We start from the raw sequence: 13,979 nt of genomic DNA, 5'->3' as shown, positions 1-13,979 counted from the left end.
GGTAGCAAAATGGCGAACTTGAAAGAACGTTATCAAAACGAGGTAGCAGCTCAACTCAAAGAAGAGTTCAGCTATGCCAACGTTATGCAGGTACCCCGGATCACGAAAGTGACTCTGAATATGGGTATCGGCGAAGCAGTCAACGATAAAAAGTTGATTGACAATGCCATCGGTGATCTAGAGAAGCTCTCTGGTCAAAAGCCGTTGGTGACCAAGGCACGTAAGTCCATCGCGGGCTTCAAGGTGCGCGAAGGTTGGCCAATCGGCATCAAGGTTACACTGCGCGCTGAGCGTATGTGGGACTTCTTGGACCGTTTGGTTTACATCGCGATTCCCCGCGTGCGTGACTTCCGTGGTCTTAACCCGAAGTCTTTTGACGGTCGCGGCAATTACTCCATGGGTGTGCGTGAGCAGATCATCTTCCCGGAGATCGAGTATGATAAAATCGATCGTATCCGGGGGTTGGACGTCACTATCACTACTACCGCCAAAACCGACGAGGAAGGTCGCGCGCTATTAACTGCGCTGAACTTCCCCTTCAAGAAATAAGGGTTGGATCATGGCTAAGAAAAGTATGGTAGAGCGTGAGCTTAAGCGTACGCAGCTGGTGGCGAAGTATGCTGCCAAGCGCGCTGAACTCAAGAAAATCATCTCGGATGTGAACACTTCTGAGGAAGATCGCTTCGAGGCGACGCTGAAGCTGCAGCAACTGCCGCGCGACTCAAGCCCGGTACGTCAGCGTAATCGCTGCCGTATCACCGGTCGTCCGCACGGTTTTTACAACAAGTTCGGCCTCGGCCGTAACAAGCTGCGTGAAGCCGCCATGCGTGGCGACGTTCCTGGACTGAAAAAGTCCAGTTGGTAACGCCACGTAGTATCATCAGGAGCGCACATTAAATGAGCATGCAAGACACTCTGGCGGATATGTTTACTCGTATCCGCAATGCGCAGATGGCCACCAAGGAGACGGCAACCATGCCGTCCTCCAAGCTGAAAGTGCAAGTGGCCCGAGTGCTAAAGGAAGAAGGCTACATTGCCGACTTTACGGTAGCGGAAGGCGCTAAGCCTGAGCTAACCGTGACTCTCAAGTACTTTGAGGGTAAGCCGGTCATTGAGCACATTCAGCGGGTTTCCAAGCCGTCCCTGCGCCGTTACATGGGCAAGGACAACCTGCCTAAGGTCGCCGATGGTCTGGGTATCGCGATTGTCACCACATCCAATGGTGTCATGACCGATCGTGCCGCGCGCCAAGCGGGTGTCGGTGGCGAAGTCATCTGCACCGTATTCTAGGAGGCTGGAATGTCCCGCATTGCGAAATATCCGGTTAAAGTGCCTGCCGGCGTTGAAATCAAAATCAATGCTGACCAGCTGACCGCCAAAGGCGGCCAGGGCACGCTATCTATGACCATCCACTCTGATGTAGTGGTCGGTCAAGAAGATGGCCAGCTGACCTTCGCCCCGAGCGAATCTGCCAAGAGCTGGGCAATGGCCGGTACTACCCGCGCCCTCGTTCAGAACCTGGTAACGGGCGTATCCGAGGGTTTTACACGAACTCTCGAAATTGTTGGCGTCGGTTATCGTGCCCAAGCTAAGGGCCAGACGCTCAATCTTTCACTGGGCTTCTCGCACCCGGTCGACTACGAACTGCCTAAGGGTGTCTCAGCGGAAACGCCGAAAAACACCGTGATCGTGCTGAAAAGCGCGGACAAGCAGCAGCTCGGTCAGTGCGCCGCGGAAATCCGCGCTTTCCGTCCGCCCGAGCCGTATAAAGGCAAGGGTGTCCGGTACGCCGACGAGCAGGTGCGTCGCAAAGAAGCCAAGAAGAAGTAAGGCAGGGTTATGAACGCGAAGAAAGAATCTCGTCTCCGTCGTGCCCGCCGCGCTCGCGCCAAGATCCGCGAGCTGGGCGTGTATCGCCTGTGCGTCAACCGTACTCCGCGTCACATCTATGCGCAGATTATCTCGCCGGATGGTGGCAAAGTGCTAGCCAGTGCTTCTACGCTGGACAAAGCACTGCGCGAGGGTGCGACCGGCAACTCAGATGCCGCCTCTAAAGTAGGTGCTCTGATTGCCGAACGCGCTAAAGAAGCAGGCATCACCCAGGTGGCCTTCGATCGTGCTGGCTTTAAGTATCACGGCCGCGTCAAGGCGCTGGCCGACGCCGCACGTGAAGGCGGCCTGGAATTCTAAAGGGTTTTACGATGGCGAAGAACGAACAGCAAAGCGGTGATCTGCAAGAGAAGTTAGTGCAGGTCAACCGCGTCGCCAAGGTGGTCAAGGGTGGTCGTATTTTCGGCTTCACCGCACTGACCGTCGTTGGTGATGGTAAAGGTCGTGTCGGTTTCGGACGTGGCAAGGCGCGTGAAGTGCCTGTCGCAATCCAGAAAGCGATGGATCAAGCTCGTCGCAACATGGTCAAGGTCAACCTTTCAGGCCATACGCTGCAGTACCCGGTCAAAGCCCGTCACGGTGCTTCCAAGGTATATATGCAGCCGGCTTCTGAAGGTACCGGCATCATCGCCGGTGGCGCCATGCGCTCTGTATTAGAGCTTGCCGGTGTCCACGACGTACTGGCCAAGTGCTACGGTTCCACCAACCCGGTTAACGTGGTGCGAGCGACTGTTAAAGGTCTCTCCTCCATGCAAGCACCGGAAGACATTGCCGCTAAGCGCGGCCTGTCTGTCGAAGCGATCACGGGGTAAGGCACCATGGCAGCAACGATCAAGGTTACCCAGATCCGCAGCACCATCGGCATCTTGCCCAAGCACAAAGCTACTATGAAAGGCTTGGGTCTGCGTCGCATCGGTCATACGGTTGAACTGGAAGACACCCCTGCCGTACGCGGCATGATCCACAAGGTAACTTACCTTGTGCGCGTTGAGGGAGAGTAATCCATGAAGCTCAATAACCTAAGCCCGGCTCCGGGCTCCAAACACGCTGCAAAGCGCGTTGGTCGTGGCATCGGTTCCGGTCTTGGTAAGACCGGTGGCCGTGGTCACAAAGGTCAGAAAGCACGTAGTGGCGGCAGTGTTAAGCCTGGTTTCGAAGGCGGTCAGATGCCTTTGCAGCGTCGTTTGCCGAAGTTCGGCTTTACGTCTGCAAAATCTCTGGTCTCTGAGGAAGTACGCCTGGCTGAACTGGCCAAAGTTGCCGGTGGCGAAGTCACCCTAGCGTCTTTGAAAGAAGCCAACGTGCTAAAGGATTCTACGCTACACGCGAAGATCATCCTTTCTGGCGAATTGAAAACGGCGGTTACCGTTCGCGGAATCAAGGTCACCAAAGGTGCCCGTGAAGCGATCGAAGCCGCTGGCGGCAAGGTAGAGGACTAAATGGCCAAGTCAGGAAACATGCCGGCGATGGGCAGCGGTCTGAGTGAACTGTGGGCGCGTTTGCGCTTCGTGCTCCTCGCCATCGTGGTGTACCGTATTGGTGCCCACATTCCCGTACCCGGTATCAATCCTGACCAGCTTGCTGCCTTGTTTAGGGAGCAACAGGGAACCATCCTAGGCATGTTTAACATGTTCTCGGGTGGCGCTCTGGAGCGCATGAGTGTTCTCGCCCTGGGTATAATGCCCTACATTTCGGCGTCGATTATCATGCAGCTCATGACTGCGGTCTCCCCTCATCTTGAGCAGCTCAAGAAAGAGGGTGAGGCTGGCCGCCGCAAGATTAGTCAGTACACCCGCTACGGCACGGTGATACTGGCGTTTGTCCAGGCTGTCGGCATGTCCGTCGGCCTGGCCAGCCAAGGCATCGCGTACACTGCAGACCTCAGCTTCTATTTCACCGCCGTGATTACGTTTGTATCGGGCGCGGTGTTTATGATGTGGCTGGGTGAGCAGATTACCGAGAAGGGCATCGGCAACGGTATTTCGCTGCTGATCTTCGCCGGTATTGTCGCTGGACTGCCCAGTGCCGTGGGCCAAGCCTTTGAGCTTGCCCGTAATGAAGGGGCCTGGAATGTTCTGCCGCTGTTAGCGCTGTCAGTGTTAGGTGTTGCGACAGTCGCCTTCGTGGTTTTCATTGAGCGCGGCCAACGTCGCCTCAAGGTTAACTACCCCCGGCGGCAAGTGGGCAATAAGATGTATGCAGGGCAAAGTAGCTACCTGCCTTTGAAGGTCAACATGGCCGGCGTAATTCCGGCGATTTTTGCCTCCAGTATTCTGCTCTTCCCGGCCTCTATAGGTCAGTGGGTAGGTGCCGGTGAAGGTATGGAGTGGTTGCAGCGTGCATCCCAGGCATTAGGTCCAGGTCAACCGCTTTACATCTTGCTTTTCGCGGCGGCAGTGGTATTCTTCTGCTTCTTTTACACAGCGCTGGTCTTCAACCCCAAGGATGTGGCTGACAATCTTAAAAAGTCAGGCGCTTTCCTGCCGGGCATTCGCCCCGGCGAGCAGACCGCTCGCTATATCGACAAGGTCATGACACGTTTGACCCTGTTCGGTGCCTTGTATATCACTGCGGTTTCCTTGATGCCCCAGTTCTTGATTGTGGCGTGGAACGTGCCGTTTTTCTTCGGCGGTACCTCGTTGTTAATCGTAGTCGTGGTCATCATGGACTTCATGGCCCAGGTGCAGTCGCATCTCATGTCGCATCAGTATGACTCAGTGATGAAGAAGTCCAACCTGAAAGGCTACGGTAGCGGCGGTATCATGCGCTGAGGCGCCGTCCACCCCTACTACGTGAGAGGGGGCGCGCCGCGAGCCGGTTTTTGGAGAAAGATCGATGAAAGTTCGAGCTTCCGTAAAGAAAATGTGCCGTAACTGCAAGATCATTCGTCGCAATGGCGCTGTCCGCGTCATCTGTAGCGAACCACGGCACAAACAGCGTCAGGGCTAACAGCTCTGGGTTGTATTAAGCGGGTGCCAGCATACCCCTTGCCTTAGGGCACTAAAAGGGGTATGCTGTTGCGCCTTTTGTAGATGAATAAACGAGCAAGCCGCTCAAATTTCGGAGTAAGCTGATGGCCCGTATTGCAGGCGTCAATATCCCGGACAACAAGCATGCGGCGATCTCGCTGACCTATATCTTCGGGATTGGCCGTACCCGTGCTGAGCACATCTGTGCTGCAGCCGGTATCGCGCCTACTGCCAAGATCCAGGACCTGTCTTCTGAAGAAGTCGACACCCTGCGTTCTGAAGTTGGCAAGTACACCGTAGAAGGCGACCTTCGTCGTGATGTTACGCTTAACATTAAGCGTCTCATGGACTTAGGTTGCTACCGTGGTCTGCGTCATCGTCGTAGTCTTCCGCTGCGTGGTCAGCGGACTAAGACTAACGCGCGCACCCGTAAGGGCCCGCGTAAGCCGATCCGCAAATAACACGCACGTTCTGGCGTAAAGACAGGAATAGACATCAACATGGCTAACCCGCGTAGTAACCGTAAAAAGGTTAAAAAGCAGGTAGTGGATGCGATTGCACATATCCATGCCTCTTTTAACAACACGATCGTGACGATCACAGACCGCCAGGGCAATGCTCTTTCATGGGCAACTGCCGGTGGTTCGGGTTTTCGTGGTTCTCGCAAGAGCACCCCGTTCGCTGCTCAAGTGGCAAGCGAACGTGCAGCAACTGCTGCAGCCGAGTATGGTGTGAAAAACGTAGACGTACTGGTTAAAGGCCCAGGTCCCGGTCGTGAATCCGCCGTGCGCGCACTGAATGCCGCCGGCTTCCGCGTGCAAAGCATCGTAGACGCGACGCCCATTCCCCATAATGGCTGCCGTCCGCCGAAGAAACGCCGCGTTTAAGGAGACAGATTCATGGCTCGTTATATTGGACCGAAGTGCAAACTGTCTCGTCGTGAAGGCACAGACCTCTTTTTAAAGAGTGGTGTGACTCCCTTCGAGAAAAAGTGTAAATCCGAACAGATTCCGGGTGTACACGGCCAGCGTCGTCAGCGTCTTTCAGACTACGGCTTGCAGCTTCGCGAGAAGCAAAAGGTACGTCGCATGTACGGCGTACTCGAAAAACAGTTCCGTAACTACTACAAAGAAGCCGCTCGCCTGAAAGGTGCGACCGGTGAAGTTTTGTTGCAGTTGCTCGAATCCCGACTGGATAACGTCGTCTACCGTATGGGCTTCGGCTCGACTCGCTCTGAAGCGCGTCAGCTGGTCAGCCACAAGGCGATTTCCGTGAACGGCCGCACCGTTAACGTAGCTTCCTACCAAGTGAAGCCGGGTGACGTTGTTTCCATTCGCGAAAAAGCGAAAAACCAAGCACGTATTCAAAGCGCTTTGTCGATTGCGGCAAACCGTGGCGATATCGCTTGGATCGAAATCGACGCCAAGAAGATGGAAGGCACTTTCAAGGCTCTGCCTGAACGCGGTGACCTGTCTGCCGACATCAACGAAAACCTGATCGTCGAGCTGTACTCCAAGTAAGCAGTTTTCTGTTTCTTGTCGATCTGGTGCCGGTTTAACCCCAGTGCCAGGTCGTACCGAGTATCAAGTATCCGTTTGGCAGCCTGAAAGGTGTTCATATGCAGCGTTCAGTGACAGAGTTTCTCCGTCCTCGCGACATCAAGGTCGAAGAAATCAGCGCACATCACGCCAAAATCGTGCTCGAACCGTTCGAGCGTGGCTTTGGTCACACCCTGGGGAATGCACTGCGTCGCATTCTGCTTTCGTCTATGCCCGGCTGTGCCGTGGTAGAGGCTGAAATCGCCGGCGTCGAGCACGAATACAGTGCGCTCGAAGGGGTGCAGGAAGATGTCATTGAAATCCTCCTGAACTTGAAAGATGTTGCGATCAAGATGCACAGCCGCGATGAGGCGGTGCTCACGCTGAACAAGCAGGGCCCAGCCGTCGTCACCGCTGGCGACATTGCGCTTGATCATAGCGTCGAAATCGTCAACCCGGATCACGTCATTGCTCATGTCAATGAAGGTGCCGAGCTGAAAATTCAGCTTAAAGTAGCGCTGGGTCGTGGCTACGAACCGGCTGACGCACGCGGCTCTGATGAAGAGACTCGTGCTATTGGCCGCCTGCAGCTGGATGCCACCTTCAGCCCTGTCCGGCGTGTTTCCTACTCGGTTGAAGCCGCTCGTGTAGAGCAGCGCACCGACCTCGATAAGCTAATTATCGATCTGGAAACCGACGGTACCTTGGATCCGGAAGAGGCTATCCGTCGCAGTGCGACCATCCTGCAAGAGCAGCTGGCCGCCTTCGTCGACCTGGAAGCTGATAAAGAACAGGAAGTCGAAGAGGAAGAGGATCATGTCGATCCAATTCTATTGCGCCCCGTAGACGATCTTGAGTTGACCGTTCGCAGCGCGAACTGCCTAAAAGCCGAGAATATTTACTATATCGGTGATCTTATCCAGCGCACAGAAGTTGAGCTGTTGAAGACACCGAATCTCGGTAAAAAGTCTTTGAATGAAATCAAAGATGTATTGGCAGCTCGCGGCTTGTCCCTCGGCATGCGGTTGGAAAATTGGCCGCCAGCAAGCCTGAAGGACGACAAGGCCTCCGCGTGAGCGTCGACTTGAGTCCCAGTTTGGTAAGGAATTACAACCATGCGTCATCGTAAGAGTGGTCGTCATCTGAATCGCACCAGCTCGCATCGCCAGGCAATGTTTAAAAACATGTCTGTCTCGCTGGTCGAACATGAAGTCATCAAGACAACCCTGCCGAAGGCCAAGGAACTGCGTCGCGTTATCGAGCCGCTGATTACCTTGTCTAAGCAGGATAGCGTTGCAAACCGTCGTTTGGCATTTTCCCGTACGCGCTCTAAAGAAGCCGTCGGTAAACTGTTTAACGAACTAGGTCCGCGTTATGCCGAGCGTCCGGGCGGTTACGTCCGTATTCTTAAGTGCGGTTTCCGCACCGGCGACAATGCGCCTATGGCGTTCGTTGAGCTAGTTGATCGCCCGGTTGTTGAAGAAGCTGCTGCTGAAGAGTAATCCTCTGCGCTAGGCAACTTTAATAGCAAATGAAAACCGACCCCTCTGTGGGTCGGTTTTTTATATGCCTCAACTATCTTCTGTTATTTCCCATGGAACGCCCCTTTTTCTTGGCTTAACTGCGTATATACTCTATGTATCGTAAATAGCCTTAAGAGCTGTTTTAAAACCGTTTTAAGGACTATGTTAAGAACTGTGTTAAAAACTATGTTAAGAACCGTGTTAAGAACAGTTTTACCGCCACCGGAAAGCCTTGCGCTGGGCCTTGATTATGGCATGGTAGTAAAGGTGAACAGCGGGTCCTTCATCGTGGGTCGTTAACAAGCAAGGGGCAGGTATGTATGCGAGGGTAAATCACAGCGTCGATCGTGCGTCGGCGCTATGGGCGCTGTGTATGGGAGTATTGCTCACGTTAGTGCTAGCCAGCAACGTGCATGCCGACAATCCACGTTATGCCGGTATCGTGGTGGACTTAGATAATGGCGAAGTGCTCTACGCGGAAAATATTGACGATCAGCGCTATCCTGCGTCGTTAACCAAAATGATGACGCTCTATATGACCTTTGAAGCGTTGGAAGATGGCCGCTTGCGTTTGAACCAACCGTTGCCTGTTTCCCCTTATGCGGCCGCTAAACCCGCGGTTAAGCTCTGGCTATCCGCTGGCAGTACAATTCCAGTCGATACCGCGATTCGCGCGCTTGCCGTTCGCTCAGCTAACGATGTTGCTGCTGTGGTCGCCGAAGCGATTGGTGGCAGTGAGGCGCGTTTTGCGCAAATGATGACTACCCGGGCGCGTGAGCTGGGTATGCACGCTACTACTTTTCGTAATGCCTCAGGTTTGCCGGATGACGGCCAAATTACCACCGCGCGGGATATGCTGACCCTTTCAGTGCGTGTGATGCAGGATTTTCCGCAGTACTACCACTATTTCGGCCTGCAAGAGTTCACCTACCGAGGCACCCGGCACACTAGCCATAATCGTCTGGTGCGGGACTATCCCGGCGCAGATGGTTTGAAGACTGGTTTTATTCGTGCCTCTGGCTTTAACGTCGCGACGACGGCGATACGCGGCAATCGGCGTTTGGTGGGGGTTGTGATGGGTGGGTTTTCATCCCAGTCTCGAGATACCCACATGGCCAACCTACTCGATCGCAGCTTCCTGCGTGCCTCGCTGCGCGACCAGCAAAACTGGATGGGCGACACGGATTTCTCACGCGAATTTATGGCCTTTGCTTCCCCCCCCAAGCCGGCTGCCCCCCCAACGCCTGAACAGCGCCAGCCAGTCGTGGCAGTGGTAGAGACGACTTCACTGTCTCAGCAGGTGGCGTCAGCGCCTGCCTTAGATTTGGAAGAGCAGTTGGCTGATATTGTTACCGTTCAGCGCCCCGCCTCCGTTAATGAAGCTCCTCAACCTGATCCGCTGCAAGCCTTTATTGAGCGTGAGCAGAGGTTGGCTGCGGCCAATCAATCGGGCGGTACTTGGGGCATTCAAGTTGGCGCTTTTAGCCAAGAGACACAGGCTCGCCAGCTTGCACAGCAAGCTGCTCACCGCATAGGCGAAAGCGTAGGCGGACGCGTTGAGGTGGATACCGTGCAAGGCCAAACGCCTGTTTATCGTGCCCGACTGGTCGCACTGGACGAGCAGCGCGCTCGCCAGGCCTGCCGCGACCTGCACTCTCAAGGCATGGATTGCATGGTCGTTAACGCTAGCCTCTAAGGTGGTGCGTGGCTATCACCCCGCCAATGACAAGTTGGCGGGGTTTTTGCTTTTAAGCGGATAATAAAAAGAGGAGGTTGCGGTGACAACGTCACTAAAAGGCATACTCTGCATGTGTTTGGGCGTTCTGTTTTTAGCCTTGGGCGATGCTGTTTCTAAATGGTTAGGCGAGACCCATTCGCCGCTGCAGATTATTTTCTTTCGTGCGTTAGTCTCGCTACCGATGATTGCGCTGTTGGCCCACTTTGCCGGTGGATTACGCAAACTGCGAACTAAGCGCCCCGGCGTACATTTTCTGCGCGGATTGATTTATACCGCCACCATGGTGTGCTTCGTATGGGGTCTGACGCTTTTACCGCTAGCGGAAGCCACGGCAATCGCCTTTGTCGCGCCGCTATTTGTCACGCTGCTCTCCGTGCCATTACTGGGTGAGCGGATTGATCCGCCGGTGCTCATCGCATCGTTAGTGGGATTTGCTGGCGTGGTGATTGTGGTGCGCCCCGGTGGTGACGCATTTCAGGTGGGGGCATTGGTGCTCGTGGCCGCCGCGTTTTTTTATGCCCTGATGATGATTACCGCCCGCCGCTACGGTGCCCGAGAGCATCTATGGGCGATGCTCTTTTATATGACCTTTGTGCCACTAATAGTGACAGGACTAACCCTGCCATGGGTGTGGCAAACGCCGCTACTGTGGCACTGGGTGGGTTTTTTTGCATCAGGCGTGCTCGGCGTCGCGGCCACGGCCTTTATCACCTTGGCGTTTCGCTTTGCACCCGCCGCCATTGCCGCCCCGTTTGATTACACCGCGATGCTCTGGGCGGTGCTGCTGGGTTGGTGGTTCTGGGGCGAGATGCCGGATATCTGGGTGTGGGTGGGCAGCGCCTTGATTATGGTCAGCGGGTTAGCGGTGGCGTATCACGACCGCCGGACAACCCTTAAGCGCCGCCCAACGGCCTGAGTTTTAATCGCTACGCGAGACCTGAAACGACCGCGCTGCCTGATACGGGTCCGGCTGGCCACAGATGGCTGAGATCACCGCTAAGCCGTTGGCTCCTGCGCGCTGCACGGCGCTGGTATGCTCGGCTTTCAGCCCACCAATTGCCACACTGGGAAGCAGGCAAGCCTTCACCAGCGAGGCGAGGCCACCAAAGCCGATGGGCTGGGCGTGATCCTGTTTGCTTACGGTCGCAAACACGGGGCCAATTCCCACGTAATCAAGTAGCTTCACGGGGGCGACTTGAAGCTGAGCGAGGGTGTTAATCGACAGTCCGATAATCGCTTGCTCGCCTAACAGGCTGCGGGCCGCCTGCACGGCTGCGTCGCTCTGGCCAACATGCAGGCCGTCAGCCTGACTCTCCAGCGCCACACTCAAGCGGTCGTTAATAATCAGCGGCACGCCGGTTCCCGCTAGAAGCGCTTTTAGGCGTTTGGCTTGGGCCACCATCTGTTCATCGCTGGCGTGCTTATCGCGCAGTTGCACAATGGTAACGCCGCCTTTTACCGCCGCTTCAACCGTCTGCTCTAAGCCAGCATCGCCGCACAGCGCAGCGTCAGTCACCAAATAAAGCGATAGATCAAGCGGCATGACGCGCCTCCAACTGGGTATGAGTGGTGAGGTCGTCAGGGGTGAGTTGGTACAGCGCATCCAGCAGTGCCACTTGAAAGCTGCCAGGCCCCTGGGCAGCGTTGCCTGCACGCGTCCCCGCGACGGCAAAACAGGCCAGCGCGGCGGCGGTGGCTTCCAGCAGGGGGGCACGATTAGCCGCTATAAAAGCGGCCACCAGCGCGCTTAGCCCACAGCCTAAGGTGGTTACTCGAGGCATTAATGGATGGCCACCACTAATACGATAGTGTTGTGTACCGTCGGTTAGCCAGTCGCTTTCGCCGGTCATTGCGACAATACAGCTGTGCTGTTTTGCTAGCGCTATCGCGGCGTCGACAGCTTGGTCGGTGGCGGCTGTCGAATCCACACCGCGTCCTTGGTTGTCTAAGCCATTGAGAGCAAGGATTTCAGAGGCATTGCCACGAATCACGCTGGGTTTAGCGGCCAGCAGCTTTGCGCACAACGTTTGCCGATAGCGCGTTGCGCCAACGGCGACGGGGTCTAACACCCAGGGAATTGCATGCTGATGGGCGGTCGCGGTGGCGATCAGCATGGCGTCGGCCCAGTGGCTAGAAATCGTACCAATGTTAATCGACAGCCCGTCGGAAAGAGCGGTGAACTCAGCGACTTCTTCCGGTGCATGCAGCATCGCGGGTGAGGCACCTGTAGCTAGCAGCAGGTTCGCGGTGCTGTTCATGGCCACATAGTTGGTCATGCAGTGAACGAGTGGCGCCTTTGTGCGCAGCGCTGCAAGGTAATCGCCAAGCGGAGGTAAGGTCATAGCATCCTCCCGGCAGGGAGGTGGTAGGCGTTACCAGAACTCCCTACGCCGGTGTTATCCGGTTCAGGTTCAAAGGGTGCTTCTCAGCTCTCCCTTAACGGAGGGCGCCCCTGTCGAGGGGTTACTATCCTTACCTGAAGTGGCCCTGTAAAGCCCCGGATACGGATGATGGCAATCTAACGAAACGAAATGCGTGTACCGTAGGTAAGCATTTCATCAGGCGTTATGGCTTTACCTTCGACCCCAATCATCTCGTCGCCGCACTGGTCAGCGAAGGTCAGCACGCCGTGGGTCAAGCCCAGTTGGCCAAGCGTGTCGCGGATTTCGCCCGTGCCCAGAAATGTGCTGACGTGCCCTTTGCTGTCGCTAAGGTCAGACACGCCGTTAGCGTGATGAAAACGTACCTTGTAGATGCCATCCATGGATTCAACTTCAACAATCGGCGAAAAGCCGTTGTGCAGAGCATTGGAAAGTTGCTTTAGCGTCAGTTGGTCGCCCAGTGTCATATCAATCGCAGTCATAAAAACCTCCTGAAGGACGCCCTTAATGAGGGCCATCGATCATGTGGCGGGAACGTCTTTTTTGTAAACCTTATGGCTAATAAGTGTAGAGTTTTTGTTTAGGATTGCTAGTGCGCTTATCGGTATCTCAATACCACACGGCTTTGACATAGCCTACGTGTTTGTAAGGGCTAGCATTATGACGCTAAAGCCCCCATGGTAAGCGGTACGTGAGGCTCAATGAACAACTTCAGCGACAGGAGAGCGAAATCGACGTCACGTTTGTGAAACGCCCTGATCAAGGCAAAATGAAAGATGTTATCTTCGTTAAAGACCCGGACGGCTACTGGATTGAAGTGATTCAAGCAGATCTGATGGTCGGTAAATGCGACTCATGAGGCCCGCCAATGGCTAAACTACTGTTCCGGCTGCGCCACGTTACCGATGAAGAAGCGATGGAGGTGCGTGACCTGCTGGCGGCGCATGGCTTTGACACCTATGAAACCCAGGCGGGTTTTTTCCGCCTGGGGGTTGATGCTATTTGGCTGCGCAACCCGCATCAACACGACGCGGCCATCGCCGCGCTAGAGGCTTACCAAGCCGAGCGCCTGGAGCGCGCCCAGCGCGAGCACCAAGCGGCGGTTGAGCGGGGTGAGGCAGAGACGTTATGGAAGCGCCTGGCTGCCCATCCGCTGCAGGTCGTACTGGTGCTGTTGGCGGTTGGGCTGATTGCCGCCCTCACACTTCTGCCGTTCCTGGGCCTATCGCGGGCTTAAGCCGCTGGCAAGTGGCCGCGCTTGAGGTACATCATTACACCTTCATCACTTGCTGTTAATGCCGGTGCCGCACCGCTGGGGTAGCGGCACCAGGTACCCGCTGTATAGCGATGCTTACTGTCGCTCAGGGCGCCTTCCAGAATTAAAAACTCCAGACCGCCCCGCAGGGTGGGGTAGTTAATAGACGTGCCCGCCGACCAGCGTTCAAGGCTGGTGCGCTCCTGCTTATAGGTATGCAGCATCTTATAGGCGATGCGCGGGCGCCGATCAGGCTGCCAGGGCAGCCGGTGGGCAGGCACCGCCAGCTGTAGCGTGTCGTTGGGGTCGAACTGGTGCAGTTTGACAAAAATCAGCGCGCCCTCTTCGCCAATCTGCGGCGTATGGGCGGTGCCAACAGGGTTTCTTAGGTAGCTGCCCGCCGCGTAGCGGCCATGCTCATCGCCGAACACGCCTTCCAATACCAGAATCTCTTCGCCGCCACCGTGGGTATGACGCTCAAACTGGGTATTGGGGGCGTAGCGGACAAGGCTGGTTGCGCGGGCAACTTCATCGCCAATGCGGTCAAACATCATGCGTTCTACCCCCGCACTTGGGGAGTCGACCCACTGATACTCTTCCGGGGTAACGCAGGCAAAGTGGCTAAAATCGGCGTTTAAACGCATGGGAAAGGGCTCTTTGCGGTGAAGGTTGGTAACGGGGAGGG

The 13,979-nt window shown here is 55.6% G+C and carries 22 protein-coding genes, 1 pseudogene and 1 riboswitch; of the genes and pseudogenes, 19 read left to right on the top strand and 4 right to left on the bottom strand.

The window, feature by feature from the left end:
• Window positions 1-9: 9 nt before the first annotated feature.
• The 17 genes from rplE (at window position 10) to QT230_RS11895 (ending at window position 10,574) form a co-directional block, all read left to right on the top strand.
• Window positions 10-549, top strand: coding sequence for a 50S ribosomal protein L5 (gene rplE / locus QT230_RS11975; protein WP_007111995.1), 540 nt, complete (start codon window positions 10-12; stop codon window positions 547-549).
• A 10-nt stretch (window positions 550-559) separates the two neighbouring features.
• Window positions 560-865 (top strand): 30S ribosomal protein S14, encoded by a 306-nt coding sequence (gene rpsN / locus QT230_RS11970; protein WP_113269837.1) that lies wholly within the window; start codon window positions 560-562, stop codon window positions 863-865.
• A 32-nt stretch (window positions 866-897) separates the two neighbouring features.
• Window positions 898-1,290 (top strand): 30S ribosomal protein S8, encoded by a 393-nt coding sequence (rpsH, locus tag QT230_RS11965; protein WP_071695003.1) that lies wholly within the window; start codon window positions 898-900, stop codon window positions 1,288-1,290.
• Between the two features lie 9 nt (window positions 1,291-1,299).
• Window positions 1,300-1,830: a 50S ribosomal protein L6 gene (gene rplF, locus QT230_RS11960; protein WP_308322042.1), complete on the top strand. Its 531-nt coding sequence runs from the start codon at window positions 1,300-1,302 to the stop codon at window positions 1,828-1,830.
• Between the two features lie 9 nt (window positions 1,831-1,839).
• Window positions 1,840-2,190 carry a 50S ribosomal protein L18 gene (gene rplR / locus QT230_RS11955; protein WP_008959159.1) on the top strand — a complete coding sequence of 117 codons (351 nt, stop codon included), beginning with the start codon at window positions 1,840-1,842 and terminating at the stop codon, window positions 2,188-2,190.
• Between the two features lie 11 nt (window positions 2,191-2,201).
• Window positions 2,202-2,702, top strand: coding sequence for a 30S ribosomal protein S5 (rpsE, locus tag QT230_RS11950; RefSeq protein ID WP_308322039.1), 501 nt, complete (start codon window positions 2,202-2,204; stop codon window positions 2,700-2,702).
• 6 nt (window positions 2,703-2,708) lie between these two features.
• Complete coding sequence (gene rpmD, locus QT230_RS11945) at window positions 2,709-2,891, top strand: 50S ribosomal protein L30 (RefSeq protein ID WP_308322038.1); 183 nt, start codon at window positions 2,709-2,711, stop codon at window positions 2,889-2,891.
• A gap of 3 nt (window positions 2,892-2,894) precedes the next feature.
• A complete protein-coding gene (gene rplO, locus QT230_RS11940) occupies window positions 2,895-3,329 on the top strand; it encodes a 50S ribosomal protein L15 (protein ID WP_308322037.1) in 435 nt (144 codons plus the stop codon).
• Window positions 3,330-4,661 carry a preprotein translocase subunit SecY gene (gene secY, locus QT230_RS11935; protein WP_308322036.1) on the top strand — a complete coding sequence of 444 codons (1,332 nt, stop codon included), beginning with the start codon at window positions 3,330-3,332 and terminating at the stop codon, window positions 4,659-4,661.
• A gap of 64 nt (window positions 4,662-4,725) precedes the next feature.
• Window positions 4,726-4,839 (top strand): 50S ribosomal protein L36, encoded by a 114-nt coding sequence (gene rpmJ / locus QT230_RS11930; protein ID WP_008959154.1) that lies wholly within the window; start codon window positions 4,726-4,728, stop codon window positions 4,837-4,839.
• A 124-nt stretch (window positions 4,840-4,963) separates the two neighbouring features.
• On the top strand, window positions 4,964-5,320 hold the full coding sequence (gene rpsM, locus QT230_RS11925; protein ID WP_022520863.1) for a 30S ribosomal protein S13: 357 nt from the start codon (window positions 4,964-4,966) through the stop codon (window positions 5,318-5,320).
• A 39-nt stretch (window positions 5,321-5,359) separates the two neighbouring features.
• A complete protein-coding gene (rpsK, locus tag QT230_RS11920; RefSeq protein WP_007111985.1) occupies window positions 5,360-5,746 on the top strand; it encodes a 30S ribosomal protein S11 in 387 nt (128 codons plus the stop codon).
• Window positions 5,747-5,758: 12 nt separating this feature from the next.
• Window positions 5,759-6,379, top strand: coding sequence for a 30S ribosomal protein S4 (rpsD, locus tag QT230_RS11915; RefSeq protein ID WP_008959152.1), 621 nt, complete (start codon window positions 5,759-5,761; stop codon window positions 6,377-6,379).
• Between the two features lie 98 nt (window positions 6,380-6,477).
• Window positions 6,478-7,473, top strand: a complete 996-nt coding sequence (locus tag QT230_RS11910; RefSeq protein ID WP_064235085.1) for a DNA-directed RNA polymerase subunit alpha — start codon at window positions 6,478-6,480, stop codon at window positions 7,471-7,473.
• Window positions 7,474-7,512: 39 nt separating this feature from the next.
• Window positions 7,513-7,899: a 50S ribosomal protein L17 gene (rplQ, locus tag QT230_RS11905; RefSeq protein ID WP_308322026.1), complete on the top strand. Its 387-nt coding sequence runs from the start codon at window positions 7,513-7,515 to the stop codon at window positions 7,897-7,899.
• A 337-nt stretch (window positions 7,900-8,236) separates the two neighbouring features.
• Window positions 8,237-9,616 (top strand): D-alanyl-D-alanine carboxypeptidase family protein, encoded by a 1,380-nt coding sequence (locus QT230_RS11900; RefSeq protein ID WP_308322024.1) that lies wholly within the window; start codon window positions 8,237-8,239, stop codon window positions 9,614-9,616.
• A gap of 82 nt (window positions 9,617-9,698) precedes the next feature.
• Window positions 9,699-10,574 carry a DMT family transporter gene (locus tag QT230_RS11895; protein WP_308322022.1) on the top strand — a complete coding sequence of 292 codons (876 nt, stop codon included), beginning with the start codon at window positions 9,699-9,701 and terminating at the stop codon, window positions 10,572-10,574.
• 3 nt (window positions 10,575-10,577) lie between these two features.
• Here QT230_RS11895 and thiE read toward each other — a convergent pair whose 3' ends face one another.
• From thiE to QT230_RS11880, 3 genes are all read right to left on the bottom strand, one after another.
• Window positions 10,578-11,201 (bottom strand): thiamine phosphate synthase, encoded by a 624-nt coding sequence (thiE, locus tag QT230_RS11890; RefSeq protein ID WP_308322021.1) that lies wholly within the window; start codon window positions 11,199-11,201, stop codon window positions 10,578-10,580.
• Window positions 11,191-12,000 carry a hydroxyethylthiazole kinase gene (gene thiM, locus QT230_RS11885; RefSeq protein WP_308322019.1) on the bottom strand — a complete coding sequence of 270 codons (810 nt, stop codon included), beginning with the start codon at window positions 11,998-12,000 and terminating at the stop codon, window positions 11,191-11,193. The genes thiE and thiM overlap by 11 nt, the downstream gene beginning before the upstream one ends.
• A 23-nt stretch (window positions 12,001-12,023) precedes the next feature.
• A riboswitch (TPP riboswitch) is annotated at window positions 12,024-12,122 on the bottom strand.
• Window positions 12,123-12,176: 54 nt separating this feature from the next.
• Entirely contained in the window at window positions 12,177-12,521 is a 345-nt protein-coding gene (locus tag QT230_RS11880; protein WP_308322017.1) for a hypothetical protein, read from the bottom strand.
• 245 nt (window positions 12,522-12,766) lie between these two features.
• Here QT230_RS11880 and QT230_RS11875 point away from each other — a divergent pair.
• Window positions 12,767-12,898 (top strand): annotated as a pseudogene (locus tag QT230_RS11875) (lactoylglutathione lyase); the annotation flags it as partial.
• Window positions 12,899-12,907: 9 nt separating this feature from the next.
• Entirely contained in the window at window positions 12,908-13,276 is a 369-nt protein-coding gene (locus QT230_RS11870; protein WP_308322016.1) for a DUF6164 family protein, read from the top strand.
• Here the strand turns inward: QT230_RS11870 and QT230_RS11865 are convergent.
• Window positions 13,273-13,938, bottom strand: coding sequence for a cupin domain-containing protein (locus QT230_RS11865; RefSeq protein WP_308322014.1), 666 nt, complete (start codon window positions 13,936-13,938; stop codon window positions 13,273-13,275). The two genes, QT230_RS11870 and QT230_RS11865, sit on opposite strands and share 4 nt — an antisense overlap.
• Window positions 13,939-13,979: the final 41 nt, after the last annotated feature.

Origin of the sequence: Halomonas sp. SpR8, from assembly GCF_031010195.1 — a bacterium.
Lineage (GTDB): Bacteria > Pseudomonadota > Gammaproteobacteria > Pseudomonadales > Halomonadaceae > Vreelandella.
This window is presented reverse-complemented; position numbering and strand designations above follow the sequence as displayed.

Bases quoted from the DNA above. Each gene is read 5' to 3' on its own strand.
- rpsK (WP_007111985.1), top strand. From the start codon at position 5,360: ATGGCTAACCCGCGTAGTAACCGTAAAAAGGTTAAAAAGCAGGTAGTG.
- secY (WP_308322036.1), top strand. From the start codon at position 3,330: ATGGCCAAGTCAGGAAACATGCCGGCGATGGGCAGCGGTCTGAGTGAA.
- thiM (WP_308322019.1), bottom strand. From the start codon at position 12,000: ATGACCTTACCTCCGCTTGGCGATTACCTTGCAGCGCTGCGCACAAAG.
- QT230_RS11910 (WP_064235085.1), top strand. From the start codon at position 6,478: ATGCAGCGTTCAGTGACAGAGTTTCTCCGTCCTCGCGACATCAAGGTC.
- rplQ (WP_308322026.1), top strand. From the start codon at position 7,513: ATGCGTCATCGTAAGAGTGGTCGTCATCTGAATCGCACCAGCTCGCAT.
- rpsH (WP_071695003.1), top strand. From the start codon at position 898: ATGAGCATGCAAGACACTCTGGCGGATATGTTTACTCGTATCCGCAAT.
- rplO (WP_308322037.1), top strand. From the start codon at position 2,895: ATGAAGCTCAATAACCTAAGCCCGGCTCCGGGCTCCAAACACGCTGCA.
- QT230_RS11900 (WP_308322024.1), top strand. From the start codon at position 8,237: ATGTATGCGAGGGTAAATCACAGCGTCGATCGTGCGTCGGCGCTATGG.
- rplR (WP_008959159.1), top strand. From the start codon at position 1,840: ATGAACGCGAAGAAAGAATCTCGTCTCCGTCGTGCCCGCCGCGCTCGC.
- rpsM (WP_022520863.1), top strand. From the start codon at position 4,964: ATGGCCCGTATTGCAGGCGTCAATATCCCGGACAACAAGCATGCGGCG.
- rplF (WP_308322042.1), top strand. From the start codon at position 1,300: ATGTCCCGCATTGCGAAATATCCGGTTAAAGTGCCTGCCGGCGTTGAA.
- QT230_RS11880 (WP_308322017.1), bottom strand. From the start codon at position 12,521: ATGACTGCGATTGATATGACACTGGGCGACCAACTGACGCTAAAGCAA.
- thiE (WP_308322021.1), bottom strand. From the start codon at position 11,201: ATGCCGCTTGATCTATCGCTTTATTTGGTGACTGACGCTGCGCTGTGC.
- QT230_RS11865 (WP_308322014.1), bottom strand. From the start codon at position 13,938: ATGCGTTTAAACGCCGATTTTAGCCACTTTGCCTGCGTTACCCCGGAA.
- rpsN (WP_113269837.1), top strand. From the start codon at position 560: ATGGCTAAGAAAAGTATGGTAGAGCGTGAGCTTAAGCGTACGCAGCTG.
- rpmJ (WP_008959154.1), top strand. From the start codon at position 4,726: ATGAAAGTTCGAGCTTCCGTAAAGAAAATGTGCCGTAACTGCAAGATC.
- QT230_RS11870 (WP_308322016.1), top strand. From the start codon at position 12,908: ATGGCTAAACTACTGTTCCGGCTGCGCCACGTTACCGATGAAGAAGCG.
- rpsE (WP_308322039.1), top strand. From the start codon at position 2,202: ATGGCGAAGAACGAACAGCAAAGCGGTGATCTGCAAGAGAAGTTAGTG.
- rpmD (WP_308322038.1), top strand. From the start codon at position 2,709: ATGGCAGCAACGATCAAGGTTACCCAGATCCGCAGCACCATCGGCATC.
- rplE (WP_007111995.1), top strand. From the start codon at position 10: ATGGCGAACTTGAAAGAACGTTATCAAAACGAGGTAGCAGCTCAACTC.
- rpsD (WP_008959152.1), top strand. From the start codon at position 5,759: ATGGCTCGTTATATTGGACCGAAGTGCAAACTGTCTCGTCGTGAAGGC.